Annotated in this window: 19 protein-coding genes; all 19 read left to right on the top strand. The window is 41.2% G+C overall.

The features are described from left to right. Positions 1 to 14: 14 nt before the first annotated feature. On the top strand, positions 15 to 773 hold the full coding sequence (locus QT711_RS01700) for an enoyl-CoA hydratase/isomerase family protein (RefSeq protein ID WP_317941751.1): 759 nt from the start codon (positions 15 to 17) through the stop codon (positions 771 to 773). Positions 774 to 921: 148 nt separating this feature from the next. Next, complete coding sequence (locus QT711_RS01695; protein ID WP_317941750.1) at positions 922 to 2,286, top strand: acetyl-CoA carboxylase biotin carboxylase subunit; 1,365 nt, start codon at positions 922 to 924, stop codon at positions 2,284 to 2,286. Continuing rightward, entirely contained in the window at positions 2,283 to 2,498 is a 216-nt protein-coding gene (locus QT711_RS01690; protein WP_317941749.1) for a biotin/lipoyl-containing protein, read from the top strand. The genes QT711_RS01695 and QT711_RS01690 overlap by 4 nt, the downstream gene beginning before the upstream one ends. Before the next feature lie 54 nt (positions 2,499 to 2,552). Then, positions 2,553 to 4,094, top strand: a complete 1,542-nt coding sequence (locus QT711_RS01685; protein ID WP_371390058.1) for an acyl-CoA carboxylase subunit beta — start codon at positions 2,553 to 2,555, stop codon at positions 4,092 to 4,094. 59 nt (positions 4,095 to 4,153) lie between these two features. Then, positions 4,154 to 5,053, top strand: a complete 900-nt coding sequence (locus QT711_RS01680) for a ketopantoate reductase family protein (RefSeq protein WP_317941747.1) — start codon at positions 4,154 to 4,156, stop codon at positions 5,051 to 5,053. After that, positions 5,050 to 5,442, top strand: coding sequence for a DUF3397 domain-containing protein (locus QT711_RS01675; protein ID WP_317941746.1), 393 nt, complete (start codon positions 5,050 to 5,052; stop codon positions 5,440 to 5,442). The genes QT711_RS01680 and QT711_RS01675 overlap by 4 nt, the downstream gene beginning before the upstream one ends. Positions 5,443 to 5,536: 94 nt before the next feature. Continuing rightward, positions 5,537 to 7,144, top strand: a complete 1,608-nt coding sequence (gene bshC / locus QT711_RS01670; protein ID WP_317941745.1) for a bacillithiol biosynthesis cysteine-adding enzyme BshC — start codon at positions 5,537 to 5,539, stop codon at positions 7,142 to 7,144. Between the two features lie 273 nt (positions 7,145 to 7,417). Beyond that, on the top strand, positions 7,418 to 7,849 hold the full coding sequence (gene mraZ / locus QT711_RS01665; RefSeq protein WP_317941950.1) for a division/cell wall cluster transcriptional repressor MraZ: 432 nt from the start codon (positions 7,418 to 7,420) through the stop codon (positions 7,847 to 7,849). A 39-nt stretch (positions 7,850 to 7,888) separates the two neighbouring features. After that, the gene (rsmH, locus tag QT711_RS01660) at positions 7,889 to 8,821 is read left to right on the top strand and encodes a 16S rRNA (cytosine(1402)-N(4))-methyltransferase RsmH (RefSeq protein WP_317941949.1); all 933 of its coding nucleotides are present in this window, start codon (positions 7,889 to 7,891) and stop codon (positions 8,819 to 8,821) included. Positions 8,822 to 8,837: 16 nt separating this feature from the next. Further along, positions 8,838 to 9,218: a cell division protein FtsL gene (gene ftsL / locus QT711_RS01655; RefSeq protein ID WP_317941744.1), complete on the top strand. Its 381-nt coding sequence runs from the start codon at positions 8,838 to 8,840 to the stop codon at positions 9,216 to 9,218. Between the two features lie 35 nt (positions 9,219 to 9,253). Next, the gene (locus QT711_RS01650) at positions 9,254 to 11,437 is read left to right on the top strand and encodes a penicillin-binding protein (RefSeq protein WP_317941743.1); all 2,184 of its coding nucleotides are present in this window, start codon (positions 9,254 to 9,256) and stop codon (positions 11,435 to 11,437) included. Positions 11,438 to 11,512: 75 nt separating this feature from the next. Then, positions 11,513 to 13,411: a penicillin-binding transpeptidase domain-containing protein gene (locus tag QT711_RS01645; RefSeq protein WP_371389841.1), complete on the top strand. Its 1,899-nt coding sequence runs from the start codon at positions 11,513 to 11,515 to the stop codon at positions 13,409 to 13,411. A 35-nt stretch (positions 13,412 to 13,446) separates the two neighbouring features. Continuing rightward, the gene (gene mraY, locus QT711_RS01640; RefSeq protein WP_317941742.1) at positions 13,447 to 14,421 is read left to right on the top strand and encodes a phospho-N-acetylmuramoyl-pentapeptide-transferase; all 975 of its coding nucleotides are present in this window, start codon (positions 13,447 to 13,449) and stop codon (positions 14,419 to 14,421) included. Next, a complete protein-coding gene (gene murD, locus QT711_RS01635; RefSeq protein WP_317941741.1) occupies positions 14,422 to 15,771 on the top strand; it encodes a UDP-N-acetylmuramoyl-L-alanine--D-glutamate ligase in 1,350 nt (449 codons plus the stop codon). A gap of 114 nt (positions 15,772 to 15,885) precedes the next feature. After that, a complete protein-coding gene (gene ftsW / locus QT711_RS01630) occupies positions 15,886 to 16,977 on the top strand; it encodes a putative lipid II flippase FtsW (RefSeq protein ID WP_317941740.1) in 1,092 nt (363 codons plus the stop codon). Between the two features lie 14 nt (positions 16,978 to 16,991). Next, positions 16,992 to 17,786: a cell division protein FtsQ/DivIB gene (locus tag QT711_RS01625; RefSeq protein ID WP_317941739.1), complete on the top strand. Its 795-nt coding sequence runs from the start codon at positions 16,992 to 16,994 to the stop codon at positions 17,784 to 17,786. Further along, on the top strand, positions 17,770 to 18,486 hold the full coding sequence (locus tag QT711_RS01620; protein WP_317941738.1) for a DUF881 domain-containing protein: 717 nt from the start codon (positions 17,770 to 17,772) through the stop codon (positions 18,484 to 18,486). Before QT711_RS01625 ends, QT711_RS01620 begins: the two co-directional genes overlap by 17 nt. Before the next feature lie 31 nt (positions 18,487 to 18,517). Beyond that, positions 18,518 to 19,237, top strand: a complete 720-nt coding sequence (locus QT711_RS01615; RefSeq protein WP_317941737.1) for a DUF881 domain-containing protein — start codon at positions 18,518 to 18,520, stop codon at positions 19,235 to 19,237. A 2-nt stretch (positions 19,238 to 19,239) separates the two neighbouring features. Then, positions 19,240 to 19,611 carry a small basic family protein gene (locus QT711_RS01610; RefSeq protein WP_317941736.1) on the top strand — a complete coding sequence of 124 codons (372 nt, stop codon included), beginning with the start codon at positions 19,240 to 19,242 and terminating at the stop codon, positions 19,609 to 19,611. The last annotated feature ends 77 nt before the right edge of the window (positions 19,612 to 19,688 follow it).

Here is a 19,688-nt window from a genome sequence, read left to right as displayed (position 1 = left end):
AAGGAGGGATTGAATTGGTATCCATTCAAACCGTTGAAAACGGAATTGCGATGTTTCAAATTAATCGACCCGAAAAAATGAATGCTATTAATTTTGCTGTCATGAACGAGCTGGATGCATTTTTAAATACGATCGAAGCAAATGAACAAATAAACTATGTGGTCATTACGGGAAGTGGTGATCGTGCATTTTGTGCAGGTGGTGATTTGGCTGCATTTCATCAAATCCAAACTGCAAAAGAAGCGTACCCGATGCTAAGCAGAATGGCTGGTTTGCTCTATCGTTTAGCTTCTTTGCCTGTACCTGTTATTGCTCTTGTCAATGGTACGGCAGTTGGTGGCGGGTGTGAGATTGCGTCAGCATGTGATTATCGTATCGTTTCCGCTAAAGCGAAAGCTGGTTTCATCCAAGGGACACTTGCTATTACGACCGGCTGGGGAGGCGCAACACAGCTATTTGAAAAATTGCAGCGACCAGACAAAGTCATGCAGTTATTGTCTGAAGCAAAAATACATACTGCTAATGAACTTCTACAAATTGGTTGGGCATCTGCTGTATATGAAGGGGATTCAAAAAAGGGACTTGCAAAATTCCTGGAGCATATGATGACCATTCATCCAAATGTCCATAAGACGTACAAAAAGCTGGCCATTGCAAATTGGGAAAGAGCTGACGTGGAAAACCGAATGTTGCATGAAGCTCAAGAGTGTGCTCGACTATGGGAAAGTGATGCGCATCATGAAGCTGTAAATCGATTTATAAACAAATTATGATTAGTAGTAAATCGTGATTGCATTACGGTTAATGAACTTTTTCGGCTCAGAATAGGGTACGAATTCAGACTAATAGTTGAAAACGGTTACATTTATCGTATACACTAGAGTTGGGAGAAATTCATTTTAGCAGTTTGGGGGTTATCATATGAAGAAGATTCTAATAGCGAATCGTGGGGAAATCGCGAGTAGAATTATAGAGACATGTCGCAAACTGTCGATCCAGACAGTCGCGGTCCATTCGGAAGCGGATGCGCACATGCCTTTTGTCAAACTGGCTGATGAGTCCTTTTCGATTGGACCTGGTCCTGTCCAACAGTCCTACCTACAAGCAGATACCATAATTGAAATCGCATTAAAGACAAATGCTGATGCGATCCATCCGGGCTATGGTTTACTGTCGGAAAATGCGGACTTTGCAAGAAAGGTAGAGGAAGCTGGTCTTGTCTTTATCGGTCCGGATGCTGAAACCATTCGTTTAATGGGTGACAAAATTGCATCGCGTACGAAGATGAAACAGGCGGGTGTACCGGTTGTGCCAGGGACGGATGAAGGTGTTGCAACTCTTGAGGACGCAATAATTGCTGCACAACATATTGGCTATCCAATCATGTTAAAAGCAAGTGCTGGCGGCGGTGGGATTGGAATGGTGCGTTGTGAAAATGAGCAAGCGCTCAGTCAACACTTTCAGTCCATTAAAACTCGAGCGAAAGCCTATTTTGGTAATGAAGTTGTTTTCCTTGAAAAGTTTATTGAAAATGCTCGGCATATTGAAGTACAAGTGTTTGGGGATAACAAGGGAAATATCGTTCATCTTTTTGAACGGAACTGCTCCGTTCAAAGACGAAATCAAAAAGTCATTGAAGAATCCCCTTCTCCAAATTTGACGGATGAGGTAAGGGGACGATTGGCGGAAGCTGCCGTCCTTGCGGCGAAAGCAGTAGACTATCGAAACGCTGGGACAGTTGAGTTTATTGTAGCTGAAGACGATATTTTTTATTTCTTGGAAATGAATACACGTTTACAGGTGGAGCACCCAGTAACGGAACTCGTTACAGGTTACGATCTGGTCGAATGGCAAATTGAAGTGGCAAAAGGACATGATTTACCTTGCACAAACCAAAAAGACATTCAGATATCCGGTCATGCAATGGAATTTCGTTTATATGCGGAAGATCCAAAAACGTTCATGCCGTCCCCTGGAAAAATTGAAAAGTTGGACTGGGGACCTTCAAATGATCAAATCCGTATAGATAGTGGATATGTCGAAGGAGGAACGATTACTCCGTTTTATGATCCTTTGATTGCGAAAGTGATCGTTCATGCTGCCACGCGGGAAGAAGTAATTGAAAAGGCGATCGAATTTTTTGAGACGTTTACGCTAGAAGGTGTGAAGTCGAACAGTGCGTTATTTAAACAATTTTTACATGCTGAGGCATTTACGAAGGGTACCTATCATACAAACGTATTAAATGAATGGTTACGTAGTCAGAAGGAGGAGTCAAAATCATGAATGAAGTTAAAGCGGCTATGGCAGGAACAGTCTTTACGGTAAATGTATCTGTTGGGGAATCGGTGGAACAAGGGCAAGTGGTTGTCGTCCTTGAGTCCATGAAAATGGAAATACCTGTTGAATCAGAAGTTGCTGGGAAAGTAGCAGCGGTCAATGTACAAGTTGGAGATTTTGTAAACGAGGAAGATGTGCTGGTAGTAATTGAATCGTAAGCGACAATCAGTAGAAGTTTGCTAAGCGTACGGGAGGGGAAATTTTTGACAAAGGTGAATGAACAGACGGGGTATAATGAAAAACTAGCAGAGAGAATTAAAGATGTTTTTGCAGGTGGTCAGCCGAAATACCACGAAAAATTGAAAGAGCAAAATAAACTTTTTGTGCGTGATCGATTACGACTTCTGTTTGACAAGGGCGAATACATGGAAGATGGGCGCTTTGCAAACTGTGAAGCTGGGGATTTACCTGCCGATGGCGTTGTCACGGCAATGGGGAAGGTGAATGGCCAAACGGTATGTGTCATGGCGAATGATTCAACGGTCAAGGCGGGTTCTTGGGGTTCCAGGACAGTAGAAAAGATCATTCGTATACAAGAAATTGCTGAAAAGAATCGGGTGCCCATGTTGTATTTGGTCGACTCTGCTGGTGCAAGGATCACTGATCAGTTGGAGATGTTTCCAAACCGTCGGGGAGCTGGACGTATTTTCCATAACCAAGTAAGGTTGTCTGGTTTCATACCTCAAATATGCCTGTTGTTCGGTCCTTCTGCGGCAGGCGGTGCTTACATTCCAGCCTTTTGTGACATAGTCATCATGGTCGAGGGAAATGCATCCATGTATTTAGGATCACCTCGGATGGCTGAAAAAGTAATTGGAGAAAAAGTGTCGCTTGAAGAGATGGGTGGCGCGAGGATGCACTGCTCAGTTAGTGGTTGTGGAGATGTCCTCGTTGGCAGTGAGGAAGAAGCAATTCAGGAAGCACGCCGTTATTTGGACTTTTTCCCTGCGAATTTTACAGAAAAGCCAAAAGTGAAAGAGGCAATTTCAACCAAAGCCGGCCGAATGATGGAAGAGATTATTCCTGAAAATCAAAACGCACCTTTTGATATGTATGAAGCGATTGATGCGTTAGTTGATGAAGGTAGTGTGTTTGATATTAAAAAATTGTTTGCGCCTGAACTAATTACAGTGCTAGCTAGAATTGAAGGGCAACCAGTAGGCATTATTGCAAATCAACCAAAAGTGAAAGGTGGCGTCTTATTCGTTGATTCAGCAGATAAGGCGACCAAGTTCATTGCACTTTGCGATGCATTTTCCATTCCATTACTTTTCCTCGCTGATGTACCGGGGTTCATGATTGGGACGAAAGTTGAACGTGATGGGATTATTCGTCATGGTGCAAAACTAATTATGGCGATGAGTTCAGCAACTGTACCAAAGATTTCTGTCGTTGTCCGAAAAGCTTATGGGGCTGGATTGTATGCAATGGCTGGTCCTGCTTTTGAACCCGATGTGTGTATTGCATTACCGACTGCCCAAATTGCTGTAATGGGGCCAGAAGCGGCTGTGAATGCTGTTTATTCCAATAAGATTGAAGCAATTGAGGATCCGAAAGAAAAAATTGCATTTGTGCAAGCGAAACATAAAGAATATAAAGAGGAAATCGATGTGTATAAGATGGCATCAGAGCTGATCATTGATGAAATTGTTGCGCCATCTGATTTAAGAACCGTTCTTGCGGAACGTTTCCGCTTTTATTCGACAAAAGATTTACCATTACCACCTAAAAAACATTCTGTATATCCTGTATAATGAGTGCAGGTTCAAAAGAGCGCCTTTCTAGGGTGCTCTTTTTAAAAGGGGGAATGAAGGTGGAGGTAGTCATTGTCGGTGCAGGATCTATTGGGCTACTAATCGGCTCGTATTTAGGTCGGTTTGATTGTAACATCACCTTTCTTGTACGACGTGAAGAACAGGCTGAATCGATTCGTGAGAAAGGCATTCAATACATAGGTGAGAATGGAATACGTGAGACAATTCGTGCAAATGCTTGTACGCAAATTGAAAATGTGCCAGTGGAAGCGCATTGGATTGTAGCGGTAAAATTTAACGGTGTAGCTTCGGTGCTTGAAAGGCTGAAAAGTGAAAAACTCGATCCGCCATTATTGTTCGTGCAAAATGGAATTGGGCATTTGGAGATGATAGCAAATACAGAGCTGTCAAATGTGTTTGTGGCAACGGTCGAACATGGGGCAGCTCGTCTGAATGATTACACTGTATCGCACAATGGTGTAGGATTGACAAAAGTCGCATGTTTTAGAGGTGTTCCAACAACATTTGACTTTTTAAAACAGCTACAGACACATACATTTCCGATAGAATTTTCGGAAGGTGCGCAAGACATCCTGTTGCGAAAAGTGCTCATCAACTGTGCTATTAATCCATTGACAGCCATACTTCAAGTGAACAACGGTCATTTAATAGAAAATGATTTTGCGCATGCATTACTGTCGCAATTATATGACGAATTGATTTCGGCATTCCCTGAGATGCAAAAGGAATTGCCGAAATCCGCGATTGAAGACGTTTGTAAACGGACGGCTAGAAATGAGTCTTCCATGTTGAAGGATCGCAATAGTGGACGTCCGATGGAAATTGAGACGATTGTTTCAGCGGTCATTGCGCTAGCTGCACAACGAGACAAGCCGTTACCTTTTTTACAAACGATGGAGAAGATGTTACGTGTAATGGACGGAGGTGAGCCCTATTGATAAATGGTTTGCTTGCAATTTTAACGGGTGTCATTGTACTTTTTCCATTTTTAGTCACAGTCGTGTTCCTTGTCGTGATGAGAAAAAGGGGAAGAGCGCCAGCTTCCGAAGTAGGCCGTGCTGCGGATTGGACAACTCCATTTTTATTCTTGTCCGTTTATTTTACCTCTGAAGCAATCTTTCATGTGAATACTGCATTTATTATCATTGTCATTAGCATTATCATTGCCTTGCTTTTTTCTACAAATGAAAGATTGAAAGAGAAAGAGTTTCAGGTGACGAGATTTTTCCATAAAACATGGAGAACGTATTTCCTTGTATTAGGGGTTGCGTACGTCGTATTAATGATCATCGGCATTGTTTTAAAAATCGTACAATATGTAAAATGAGAAATCTGTTCTTTCTTATGTAAGCGTAAATATTCCAATCTGACGAATTTGGATGATATACTCGTGTCAAACAAGTTAAAAAGGGGCATTTGTAATGGAATTTGAAACGTTGGAGTTACACAATCAAAATAAAGTCCTTCAAGCTTACATGAATGAGGAAGAATTTATACATACCTTCTTTGATTATAAAAATGAGCATGCGTCTTTTCCAAAGAGAGTCGAGGAGTTAACAGGTCGTACGTTTGATCGGAAGGAAATTGCTTCGGTCATTCGTTCGTATATGGAATCGTTCGGGATTTCTGATCGTGCGGCGAAACATATTGATGAGCTTGCGAACGATGCAGTTGTTGTCATTGGTGGTCAACAAGCGGGTTTATTGACTGGCCCGCTCTATTCAATTCATAAGGCACTTACCGTCATCTTGCTTGCTGCCTCCAAAAGAAGAGAACTTGATTTGTCCGTTGTTCCGGTTTTTTGGGTCGCTGGAGAAGACCATGACCTGAACGAAATTAACCATGTGTTTGTTGAAAAGGGTGGAAAACCAACAAAACAGCAGTATCAGGAAAAGTTCGTTCTTAAACTGATGGCATCCGATACAACTTATACAGAACAAGAAATGATCGGTTTTGTGGAAGAAATCTTCCGCCAATTTGGCGAAACGAACCATACGAAACCCTTGCTGCATGACGTTATTGAAGCGGTGAAAATGGAGCGGACTTTTACAGGGTTTTTTGTTAGATTGATGAATGGACTGTTCAAGGAACAAGGTTTATTGTTCATCGATTCTGCGTTTAAACCTCTTCGTCAATTGGAAAGCAAGTCCTTTCAAGCATTTATTCGTGAAGCAAGCACTTTAACCGCATCCATTATCCAAAAGGAAAAGCAGTTTGAATCGCTAGGGTTTGATAGACCTATTCAATTGGAAGAAGATGCGGCTAATTTATTTTTCGTCCACGAAACAGGTCGATTTTTGTTGTCGAAAGTGGATGGAATCTTTATCAATGAAAGCGCTGGGATCCGGTACACTGAAGAACAATTGCTGGAAATCGCAAGGGAACAGCCGTGGTTGCTTAGTAATAATGTTGCCACAAGGCCAATTATGCAAGATTTAGTGTTCCCTGTACTTGCATTTGTTGGTGGTCCTGGCGAAATTGCGTACTGGGCACAATTGAAAGAAGCATTTCATCATCTCAATGTAAAAATGCCGATACTTGTACCTCGAATTTCGATTACACTTGTCTCACAAACTACCCAACAACTACTGAAAGAATGTTCATTTTCTATTGAAGATGTATTAGCGGGCGCTGTACATGAAACGCGCGAGCAGTTTATCACCACTCAAAAGGATGAAGCATTCGAACTAGCGTTATGCCAAATAGAACACCATTTGGACGAGAGTTATCAAGAGCTCTCCCGACATGCCAGCGCGGGAATGCAACAATTACTATCGAAAAACGTAAGGTACCATAAACAACAATTCGGTTTTCTTCGAAAAAAGGCGGAAGAAGAAGTGTTCATTCAACATGAAGCGACACTTCGGAAATACAGAAAAATAGAAAATGAAATCCTTCCAAACGGTTCTTTACAGGAACGTCTCTATACACCTTACCTGTTCATGAATGAATTCGGTCCAGATTTAGTACAAAAACTACTTCAATTGCCGCTCGAGCCGGACGGTAACCATAAAATTGTCTATTTATAAAAATCAAACCAAGCTATTACCTGTACATTGTTCGATTAAATAGAGTTGCACTTGAACACCTTACATTCCCCATAGATATGTAAGGTGTTTTGTTATTTGCTTTTTTAAAGAAAATTTACAGTTAATGACTTTATAGTCCTAGTTTTTGATGAAAAATGTGAACCTATCTCAATGAAACAAGTACTAATGACACATTTTACAAGTAACATGGAATATAAGTGGAGGAATGTGGAGGGATGTGGTACATTAAATTCATATAGTGGGGTGAAGAGTATGTTCATGGGCGAATACCAGCACACTGTTGATACGAAAGGCCGTTTAATTGTCCCATCAAAATTCAGGGAATATTTGACGGATGGTTTTGTGTTGACTCGTGGATTGGATAATTGCCTATTCGGTTACCCTATGGAGGAATGGAAGCGTCTTGAGGAAAAGTTAAAAGCTCTTCCGGTCACGAAAAAAGATGCTCGAGCCTTTGCACGATTCTTCTTCTCTGGTGCAACTGAAGTTGAAATAGACAAACAAGGCCGTGTTAATATTCCATCATCCTTACTTGATTATGCGAAAGTTGAAAAAGATTGTGTCGTCATCGGAGTATCAAGTCGAATTGAGATTTGGGCGAAAAGTGCTTGGGATGCTTACTATGATGAATCTGAGCAATCCTTCAATGAAATTGCAGAAAACATTATTGACTTTGATTTTTAACGATAAGCGATTAATTTTATGAGAAAGAGGGCGGTTTCCTTGTTCGATCATATTACGGTGTTACTTCATGAAGCCGTCGACGGGCTAGCTATAAAGGAAAATGGTATATATGTGGACTGTACACTCGGTGGCGCAGGGCACAGCTTAGAAATAGCAAAAAAACTGTCAGCTGAAGGTCGATTGATTTGCTTTGACCAGGACATGACGGCAATTAACGCAGCGAAAGACAAACTAAAGGATCATATCGAAAAAGTGACATTCATTCATTCGAATTTCCGAAACGTAAAGAGTGAACTGTATGCGATTGGCATTCAATCTGTTGACGGAATTTTATATGACCTTGGGGTTTCCTCTCCTCAATTGGATACACCGGAAAGAGGGTTTAGCTACAACCATGATGCGCCACTAGACATGCGCATGAACACGGATGCGGCGCTATCGGCATTTGACGTGGTCAATGATTGGGCATATGAAGACCTTGTGCGTATTTTCTTCAGATATGGGGAAGAAAAATTTTCAAAAGGAATTGCTCGTAAAATTGAGGATGCGAGAAAGATTGCACCGATCCGCACAACAGGTGAGTTGGCGGAACTGATTAAAGAAGGAATTCCTGCGGCAGCGAGAAGAACTGGCGGACACCCTGCAAAACGAGTTTTCCAAGCGATACGTATTGCGGTCAATGACGAACTTGGAGCTGCTGAAGAATCGTTGAGTGATGCTTTAACCTTACTCAACAAAGGTGGACGAGTTGCTGTTATTACTTTCCATTCGTTGGAAGACAGGCTTTGCAAGACGATTTTTAAAGAAGCATCTTCTATGCCTGAATTACCACCAAATCTACCAGTAATTCCTGCTGGCATGGAGCCGGAATATAAATTAGTGACCCGAAAACCGATTGTACCAACTGATCAAGAAATAGCAGGAAATAAGCGATCCCGTTCATCAAAATTACGAATCATTGAGAAAAAATAAAGGAGGCAATTGTGAAATGGCATTGGAGCAGAGATCATTCCAAATGAATACGGTACATGAAATTCAAACGCCGCAACAACCAAAAAAAGATTTTCCAAAACAAACCAATCAACGTTCAGGAAAACTTTTCTCAAAAGGAGAAAAGCTCTTATTCGTGCTATTAACGGCAATTGCCGTTGTTTTTGCTACAATGATTTTACATAAGCAAACGCAAATTAATGACATGAATAAAGAAGTGCAAGATGTAAATAAGGAGATTGTGGAAATCACAAAACAAAATACAGAATTGTCCATCCAAGTGAGCGAGAAATCTACGTACGAAGTGATTTGGAATAAAGCGAAGGAGCTCGGCTTGAATCTAAATGAGAAGAACGTAAAGGTCGTGCCTGGACGATGAAAAAAAAGTTTCGATTTCAATGGGGAGCCTTTCTGATGTTCATATTTTTCGGAGGGCTCTTTTTACTATTATTCGGTCGTATGCTCAGTATTCAAATTACTGGTGAGGCAGAGGGGAAACAACTCGCAATGATGGCACAAGCGCAATATGCAAGAGAAGCAGTTTTGCAAGCGGAGCGAGGGAAAATTGTCGACCGTAATGGGGAAGTCATTGCTTCAGACACTTTAAGTTATCGCCTTATCGCAGTGTTATCGGAAAAAGCGACCGAAAAAGGAGCGAAAAAGCCGAGACACGTCGTCGATTATGATAAAACGGCGGAGTTGTTAAGTCGATACATACCGATAGAAAAAGAAAAAATAGCAAGTATTATGTATAAGGCGAAAGAAAATAACTCTAAAGTCTATCAAACTGAGTTTGGAAAAGCGGGTCGTGACATTAATCATGAAACGATGTTAGCGATTAAAGAAGCAGCCGATAAAGAAGGCGTAACTGGCCTGCAATTCATTGAAGATAAAAAAAGATTTTATCCGAACGGTAATTTTGCTTCCTATCTGATTGGTTTTGCAATGCGGGAAGAAAACAAAGAGAAGAAAGTGTCCACCGTCGGAAAAATGGGTTTGGAAAAAACATTTAACGAACAGCTGACAGGTACAAATGGCAAAATGGATTTTCAAACCGACATTTGGGGGTATATACTACCGAAAACGGAAAAACAGATTGTCCCTGCCAAAGATGGCATGACGATTCAATTGACACTAGACAAGACGATTCAAAACTTTGTTGAAGATGCAATGAATCAAGTAGACGAAAAGTATTCACCCGCAAAGATGCTTGTCGTCGTTGCAAATCCAAAAACAGGTGAAATTTATGCAATGAGTCAGCGACCGTCATTTCATCCGGGTACCCGTGAAGGGTTAACTGAAAACTGGTTGAATGATGCAGTGGAGAATACGATTGAGCCAGGCTCTACTATGAAAATGTTTACCCTCGCAGCTGCAATTGAAGAAGGCAAGTGGGATCCATTTGCAGAATACCAATCAGGTCAGTATACGATCTATGATAAAACTATTCGGGATGTTAAAAGAGGAGGATGGGGGAGAATCTCCTTCTTGGAAGGCTTTCAACGCTCATCTAACGTCTCTATGGCGTATTTATTGGAAAGAATGGGCGATCGAACGTTCATTGAGTATTTGAAAGGCTTTGGTTTTGGTGAAAGAGTGGGGATAGATTTGCCGCATGAAGCGCCTGGGATTCTATTAGATATCAATCCGAGTGAACGTCTAACGACATCTTACGGACAGGGATCGACCGTTACGCCTTTACAAATGATTCAAGCAGCGACTGCAATTGCAAATGATGGTAAGATGATGAAACCATATGTCATTGATAGAATCATAGACCCTAATACGGAGGAAACGGTTGAGAATCACGAACCAGAAGAGCGGAAGTCGCCTATTTCAAAGGAAACTGCCAAACAAGTACGAGAGATATTGGCATCTACGGTGACGTCTGAAGTGGGAACTGGACGGAAATTTGCGTTAACCGGTTATTCTGTTGGTGGGAAAACTGGGACAGCCGAAATTCCAAATACGAATGGCCACGGCTACATGAGTGGTGATGGGAATTACTTGTATTCTTTCTTAGGAATGGCGCCAATTGATGACCCACAGCTCTTAACGTATGTGCTTGTTCAACAACCGAAATTAGAAATTGGTCAATATGGTGCGGACCCTGTTGCACAGCTTTTTACTTCCATTATGGAAAGTAGCTTAAAGTATATGAATATTGTTCCGGAAAACACAGAAACTTCCTCGGCGATCTCTATTACAGATTATGTAGGTAAAGAGGCGTCAGATGGAATGGAAGAATTGGAACAACAAGGATTTAAACCTGTTTTAATTGGTGAAGGCGGCGAAGTAAGTAGTCAATACCCTACAGCGGGAACGAAATTATCCAAAGGATCTATTGTACTACTTGAAACAAGAGGAAAAACAACACTGCCAAATTTTTCTGGATGGTCGAAAAAAATGGTTTTATCCTTTAAAATGTTATCAGGGCTCGATATCCGTCTTGTCGGTGATGGTTATGTGACAGAGCAGAGTCTTACTGAAGGAACAGTCATTAACGCAGATGAACCAGTAGTTCTCCAATTTCAGTCACCACAAAGTAAAATGAAGCCCAGTGAGAAAGAGGATGAAACAGAGATAATTGGAGGATGATGTATAGCCATCCACATCAATTCATAAGTTGATAGAAAAAAAGAAAGGTGTGGAACACTGCGTAAATATACCGACTTGCAATCTAAAAAAAGATTGCGCGCAGTATTCGTTCTCTTTATCATTGCAATGGTCATGGTAGCTGGAAAACTATTTCACGTACAAATTGTTAAACACGAATGGTTAAAGGTGCGTGCTGAAGAAAATTGGGACCGTGAAATTCCTTTTGGGGCTATACGAGGAGAAATTAATGATCGAAATGGTGAATTAATTGTAGGGAATCAACTTGCACCTACACTTTACTATATGCCCTCTCAAAACAATGAACCTGAAAAAGTAGCTGCGACATTAGCGGGAATTCTGCAAACAGACGCTGATAAGTTACTAAAAAAGCTCTCTGAAAAAGCTTATATGGTAAAAATTGCACCCGAAGGAAAAAACATTTCGAAAGAGCAAGCTGATGAAATTGCAAAGCTTCAAATTGAAGGATTGTATACAGGCGTCGATTTCATCCGGAATTACCCAAACGGCGAATTGTTATCCCGGCTAATCGGTTTTACTGGTTATGACGGTCAAGGTCTAGCAGGGATAGAATATGCTTACGATGAAATCCTACAAGGGACCGGTGACAAAATCCGTTTATACACAGATGCTCGCGCCATTCCGCTCCCACATGTGGACGACGGGTTTCAAACAGGTGACAACGGCGCAACAGTCGAATTGACAATCGATGTGGAAATGCAAAAAATTATGGAACGAGAATTACTTCAAGCAATGGAAAAGTACGATTCTACACAAGCGGTTGGAATCATTATGAATCCAAAGACCGGTGAAATCCTTGCACTTGCATCGATGCCGTCTTTCCATCCGGCAGACTATCAAGATGTCGATCCGTCCATTTATAATCGGAATTTGCCGGTATGGATGACGTTTGAACCAGGTTCAACATTTAAAATTGTCACATTGGCGGCGGGGCTTGAAGAAAAATTGATTGATTTGCATGATGAACATTTTCACGATCCCGGATATGCAATGGTTGCAAATGCCCGATTACGTTGTTGGAAAAGGTCAGGTCATGGCCATCAATCGTTTCTTGAAGTTGTTGAAAATTCCTGTAACCCAGGCTTTATCGAAATTGGTCAACGGTTAGGAAGCGAAAAGTTGGATCAATACATTCGTGATTTCGGTTTCGGTGAATCAACTGGATCGGGCATTGCGGGCGAAGCAAAAGGGATTCTTTTTTCAAAAGAAGCGTTTGGTCCCGTTGAACAAGCGACTACGGCTTTTGGCCAAGGTATTTCTGTGACGCCGATTCAACAAGTGCAAGCAGTCGCTGCGGCAATCAATGGTGGATTTTTATATCGTCCGTATATTGTGAAGGAAATAAAGAATGATAAGGGTGAAACACTTCAATCTTTTGAACCTGAGATGAAACGAAGGGTCATCAGTGAAGAAACATCCGCGCAAGTAAGAGAAGCGTTGGAATCAGTTGTCGCAAATGGTTCTGGGCGGAATGCATTTAACGACGGCCTGCGCGTAGGTGGGAAAACAGGAACTGCTCAAAAAGTCGTTGACGGTGGCTATAGTGATGGAGATTATATTGTTTCTTTCATCGGCTTTGCTCCAGCGGACGACCCTGAATTGCTTGTATACGTGGCGGTGGATAGTCCGAAGAATTCCGTACAATTCGGAGGTGTCATTGCCGCTCCAATTGTTGGCCGCATCATTGAAGAAATTGCTCCTTTAGCTGGTGTTGAAAAACGTGTGGACCAACTTGAGAAAGAATATCGTTGGGGCGATCCAATTACGCATCGTGTACCGGATTTAACGGGAATGACAAAAGGAATGGTTGCTCGTCAGCTGCATACGTATCGAATTCAGTGGCACGGGGAAGGTGACGTGATTAAATATCAAATGCCTGCTCCCGATTCATTAATGAATGTGGACGATATCATCCATGTATATACAGAAGAATAATTCTTAAAGATTGAATGAGGTAAGGAGAATAGTTTATGACACTCGTCACAACAATAACGGTTATTGCCGTTGCATTTATACTCACAGCATTGATAGGAATGGCAATCATTCCGTTGCTCAGAAGACTGAAATTCGGTCAGAGCATTCGGGAGGAAGGGCCGGACGCTCATAAGAAAAAAGCAGGCACGCCTACAATGGGCGGCCTTATTTTCCTGAGCTCCATCATCATTACGATGCTTGCCCTATCATACATAGTTGAAGATGTATTAACGACACAAACGATTGTCCTTATGATCGTTCTTGCAGGATTCGGTGTCATCGGTTTTCTGGATGATTTTATTATCGTTGTCATGAAAAGAAATTTGGGCCTTACATCCATACAAAAACTCATTGGACAAATCATTATAGCTATTATTGCGTATTTCCTTTTAAAGATGGGACCTTTTGACACAACGGTCGGTATTTCATTCACTGATCTCTCCATTGATTTAGGAATTTTCTATGTGGCATTCCTCGTGTTCTGGCTCGTTGGTTTTTCCAATGCAGTGAATTTGACAGATGGACTCGATGGACTTGTTGCGGGTACATCCACAATCGCTTTTGCTGTGTTTGGTGTATACGGTTTAGTTTACGAGCAAGTGGACATTGCAATCTTTTCCTTCGTTGTGGCAGGCGCTATGCTAGGGTTTTTATTATTTAATATGAAACCCGCTAAAGTATTTATGGGAGACACAGGTTCGTTAGCACTTGGTGGTGTGCTGGCCATGTTGTCAATTTTGGTTAAGCAGGAACTTCTGCTCCTCATTATCGGGATTGTGTATGTCGTTGAAACATTATCTGTCATGATTCAAGTGACAAGCTTTAAATTGACCGGAAAACGGGTATTTAAAATGAGCCCTATTCATCATCATTTTGAACTATCCGGATGGTCTGAACGAAAGATCGTTATTGTGTTTTGGGGAGTCGCATTTCTTGCGGCAATTGTTCCGTTACTGTTGGAGGTGTTGTAATTGATTACGTGGGACGGATTTAAAGACAAGAACGTTTTAGTGCTTGGACTGGCGAAAAGCGGTTTTGCGGCAGCCGACTTGCTCCATTCTCTCGGAGCGAATGTTGTTGTGAATGATGCATCACCGGAAGATGGGAATTCTGACGTTGCGCTTCTTCGCTCAAAAGGAATAACAGTAATTTGCGGAGGACACCCGTCTGATATCTTAGACGCGGGTTTTGATAGTATCGTAAAAAACCCAGGTATTCCTTACCAAAACCAAGTGCTCCAACAGGCAGTTGAAAAAGGGATCCCCATTTGGACGGAGATTGAGTTGGCTTACTTGATCAGTGAAGCGCCTATTGTTGCTATTACTGGTTCAAACGGTAAAACAACGACGACGACGCTTTTGTATCACATGCTAAATATTGGTGGCAAGAAACCTTTGATTGCCGGGAATATAGGAACGGTCGCTTGTTCTGTTGCAGAAAAAGCGACTGCGGATGAAGTCATCCTTATGGAAGTCTCGTCTTTTCAATTAGCAGGTATTGAGAAGTATCGACCAAAAATAGCAGTCTGGACAAATTTGTACGATGCCCACATTGACTATCATGGTACTTTTGAAGAATACGCTTCAGCTAAATCGAGGATTACTATGAACCAAGAGGCTGAAGATTACTTCATATACAATGCGGACCAAGTTGAGATGCAACCTTATATAAATACGAAGGCAATCAAAATTCCTTTCTCTTTGCAAGGTAGAACGGAAGAAGGAATCTCAGCTGATAGTGAAATGATCTATTGGCAAGGTGAACCTTATGTGAAAAGGTCAATTATCAAATTACTCGGTCAGCATAATTTGGAAAATATAGTAGCAGCGACTGCAACAGCTATTTTACTGGATTGTGATAAATCGACAATCGAAGATGTATTAAGTTCATTTACTGGAGTTCGTCATCGGATGCAGTTTGTGAAGGAACTGAATGGTCGTGCATTTTATAATGACTCAAAAGCGACGAATACGCTTGCGACGAAAAGTGCATTGTCATCGTTTGAACCGCCAGTTATTCTTCTAGCTGGAGGATTGGATCGCGGCCATTCCTTTGAAGAGCTACGTCCACATATGGGTAAAGTGAAAGCAGTTATCGCGATTGGAGAGACGCGTGAACGGTTCATGGAATTTGCTGTTTCGTGTGGAGTAACGGATGTGTATGCTGCCGATTCGATGGTTGAAGCTGTCGAAAAGGCGTATACAAAATCAACGATTGGGGATCAAATTTTATTATCTCCGGCTTGCGCTAGTTGGGATCAATACGAAAGTTTTGAAAAACGTGGCGATGCATTCATTGAGGCCATCATGAAGTTATCGTAACGATTGTTGGATGAATAAATCGTAAAAAATGCAAAAAGTTAAATTGGACTTTGACTTTGTTCGTCGTCAGGTCTTACGTTAGGGTAGTAATGGAGGAACTATTAAGAGGGAAGGATGCGTTCTCTGGATCAGAAGTTAAAAGCCGGATTTATTGTAGCAGCGGCATTATTATCATTGATCGGTTTGGCGTTTGTCCATTCTGCTGGCTCCTATTGGGGGCAAGTTCACTACGCAGACTCTTCACCATTCATTGTAAAGCAAGCAATTTATATGGCAGTATCGATCGCAGCTGCATTATTTTTGATGAAAGGGCCATGGACTTCCAACCAAACATTTTGGACTGCTTTTTATTACATAGCAATCATCATGTTAGTAGCTGTCATGATTCCGGGCATCGGGGTTGTTCGAAATGGCTCGCAAAGTTGGATTGCACTTGGACCGTTTAGCTTGCAACCTGCTGAATTTGTGAAAGTCGCTTTAATTGGAAAACTTGCATGTAGTATGAAACAGTCATCAGGAAGACGACCTTTTAACGTGCAACATTTTGTGTTGATTTTATTGCCTGCTGTATTGATCATGTTACAACCTGATTTAGGTTCTGCAGTCATTATGATTGTTTCTGCATTTGTCATTTTGTTCATCGCTGGATATCCGTTGTCTTTCTTTGCTTTTCTAGGACTATCAGGTATTGGTGGGATTATTGCGCTAATCGCGGCGGCGCCTTACCGACTCGATCGGATCAAATCCTATATTGATCCGTGGAATGATCCGCTAGGCACAGGTTTTCAAGGTATCCAATCGTTATTTGCAATTGCACCTGGTGGTTTGTTTGGCCATGGCTACGGCAATAGTCGACAGAAGTTCCTCTACTTACCGGAACCGCAAAATGATTTCATATTCTCGATTATTGCAGAAGAAACGGGTTTTATCGGTGCAACATTCGTATTGCTTCTATTCGTTATGCTACTTGTTACAGCTTTTGGTATTGCGATTCGGACAAAAGACTATCGCTCATTTCTTATGACTTCAGGAATGGCTTCTATGATCACTTTTCAGACCTTCTTAAATGTCGGCGTTGTATCAGGATTATTACCCGTTACTGGTGTTACGTTACCGTTCATTAGTTATGGAGGATCGTCTTTGCTTACAACTTGGATGGCTGCAGGCGTCATTTTACATTTTGCTTTTTATCAAAAAAGAAATTGAGGGGAGGAGAGCAGATGGATAAAGTTATTGATATTGAAGAGCGGATACCATCCATGCGAGAAAAACGGCGTAAGAAAACAAATAAAAAGTTCTTGTTTATACTAGCTGTTTTTTGCATTGCTCTCCTTTTGCTATTGTATTTTCAATCTCCTTTCAGTAAGGTGGACTCAATTCATGTGAAAGGTGCAGCTCTTCACGATCAATCGTATTACGTTGAAAGAAGTGGCATTGCTTCTGGGGATGCATACTGGAAATTTACGACAAATCAACTAGAAAAAGAACTTTCTAGCGTTGAGGGCGTCAAGGAAGTAACGGTTTCTAGAAAGTGGTTAAGAGATATTGAAATAGAAATTACAGAATGGGACACTGTTGCTTATGTTGAGAAAGAAGGGGAGTTTTCGCTCCTTCTTGCCAATGGCGAAGTATTTTCCGCTAAGAGTATTACACCGAATGTACCCATTCTGAACAATGTTGTTAACAAAAAAGTATTGAAAAAATTAACAAGTCAATTAGTGAAAATGGACAAGAATGTGTTGCAACTGATTTCTGAAATCATTTATACGGGCGAAGACGATGATGCTGATACAATTACGGTTTATATGGATGATGGGTATGAGGTACATGCACTCATTCCTGCTTTCGCAGAGAATATGGAATACTATCCAGAGATTGTTACTCAATTAGACGGCTATGAAAAGGGTATAATTGATATGGAAGTTGGTACGTTCTTCTCGCCTTATAGCGAAGTATATGGAAGTGAGGTAGTGGAAGAAGAGGAAGGTGAAGTTGTTGATGAAGAAAGTGAGTAAGGGAAGAAAGGATCGAGGAAGGTATGTATTATATGCCATCGTCTTTCTAGTACTCGGTTTTATATTCGCTTTTTCTTATCGAACACTTGGGAAAGATAAAGTGGATGTTGCCCAAACTCCCAGTTTGCAGAAAGAGGAACAGTATCGTGAAGAACTGATTGCTCAAAAAGAGCGCAATAAAGAACTTACCGATGAAATCTTTATGAAGCAAAACGAAATACGTGAATTTGAACAATCCATTTCTGAAAATGAAAATAATCATGCTGGATTGGTAGAAGAAGCGAAAAATCTACGGCTATTGCTAGGGGTTATTCCTGCAATCGGGCCAGGTGTCCGGATTACCTTGAAAGACGGTGATTACGATCCTGTCGAGCAAAATCCGAATGAGTATATCGTCCACGAAAGTCATGTCCTACAAGTAGTGAATGAATTGAAAATATCTGGCGCACAAGGAATTGCTATAAATGGACAACGAATCTCTGCCAACTCCAATATTAAATGTACAGGCCCTGTCATTAAAATTGACGGGAGAACGTATCCTGCACCGTTTGTCATAGAGGCGGTTGGGGATTCAGAAGTGCTCACAACTTCTTTGCAATTAAGGGGTGGAGTAATTGACGGCTTAGTTCACGATAACATCGTAGTCTCGGTCGAACAGTTGAAAGAATTGAAGTTGCCTGCGTTACGGAACGAATCGTAAAGGAAATGTCAGTGTCGAAGGAGCGTGTAAGATGAAGAAGAGGATCAATATGAAATTTACACTTGTCCTCCTGCTCATCGGTTTTATGATTGCTGTACAATATAATTCTTTAGAAAATCCTGAGAAACGTGATACGAGGGATATTTGGGCGATCAGGCAAGAATTGGCAGAAGAGAAAAAAATGCATGTAGAATTGTTGTCCGAAGTGCGTGAACTGGACCGGACAATATCTTCTTACCGTTCATTAGAGGAAACGAGTGCTGGACAAGCTTTAAAAGAAACCGTTGATAAATTACGTGAAAAAGCAGGTACGACGGACATAGTCGGCCCTGGTATTGTAATTGAAGTACGACCTTCTGCGGAAAGTGTAGCGTATGGAATACCAATCACGAGTATTTCATCTGATTTACTCACTCGTTTTGTCAATGATGTAAATCGCTTCAAAGGAATTGATATGGAAATTGACGGCAAACGCTACAATATTCTAAGTTCAATTCGAGTTATCAATGGGTACACGTCTGTAAATGGTTTGAATGTATCGACGCCACCGTTTACAATTAAAATCATTTCACAAACAATAACGGATAGTGAAAAACTGTACAATTATTTATTGGCTTCTTCTATTCATGATGATTTTTACCTTGATAACTTAGTGCTGGATATCCATCCTCCTGAAGAAGATATCATGATTAGAGGTTGGCCAGAACAGTTTGAAAATCTCTATTTGAATGAGTTATCGAAGGGGGATTGACGATGTGGTTGCCACTTTTAGGCTTACTATTAGGAGTTTCGCTAGGATTATTATCCGATATTCAAATTCCCCAAGTGTATAGTAATTATTTATCCATTGCTGTACTCGCTGCGCTAGACACATTATTCGGAGGCATACGAGCACATTTACAGCAAATCTACGATGACAAGGTGTTCATATCGGGCTTCTTTTTCAATATCCTATTGGCCGCTTGTCTCGCATTTTTAGGTGTCCATTTAGGAGTAGATCTCTACTTGGCAGCCATCTTCGCATTTGGTGTAAGGTTGTTCCAAAACATTGCCGTCATACGAAGACTTTTATTGACGAAATGGTCTGCGCGCAACAAGTCTCCTGAAGTTCAGGAGCAGGAATGAAAGGATTGAGAATAGGATGGAGAAAATATTTAGACAATATGACGATTATACAATAGAATGTAAGGTAAGTATCGAAA

Origin of the sequence: Sporosarcina saromensis (assembly GCF_033253735.1) — a bacterium.
GTDB classification, from domain to species: Bacteria; Bacillota; Bacilli; order Bacillales_A; family Planococcaceae; genus Sporosarcina; species Sporosarcina saromensis.
The sequence above is the reverse complement of the archived record's forward strand: the minus strand, read 5'-3'. Positions and strand labels throughout refer to the sequence as shown.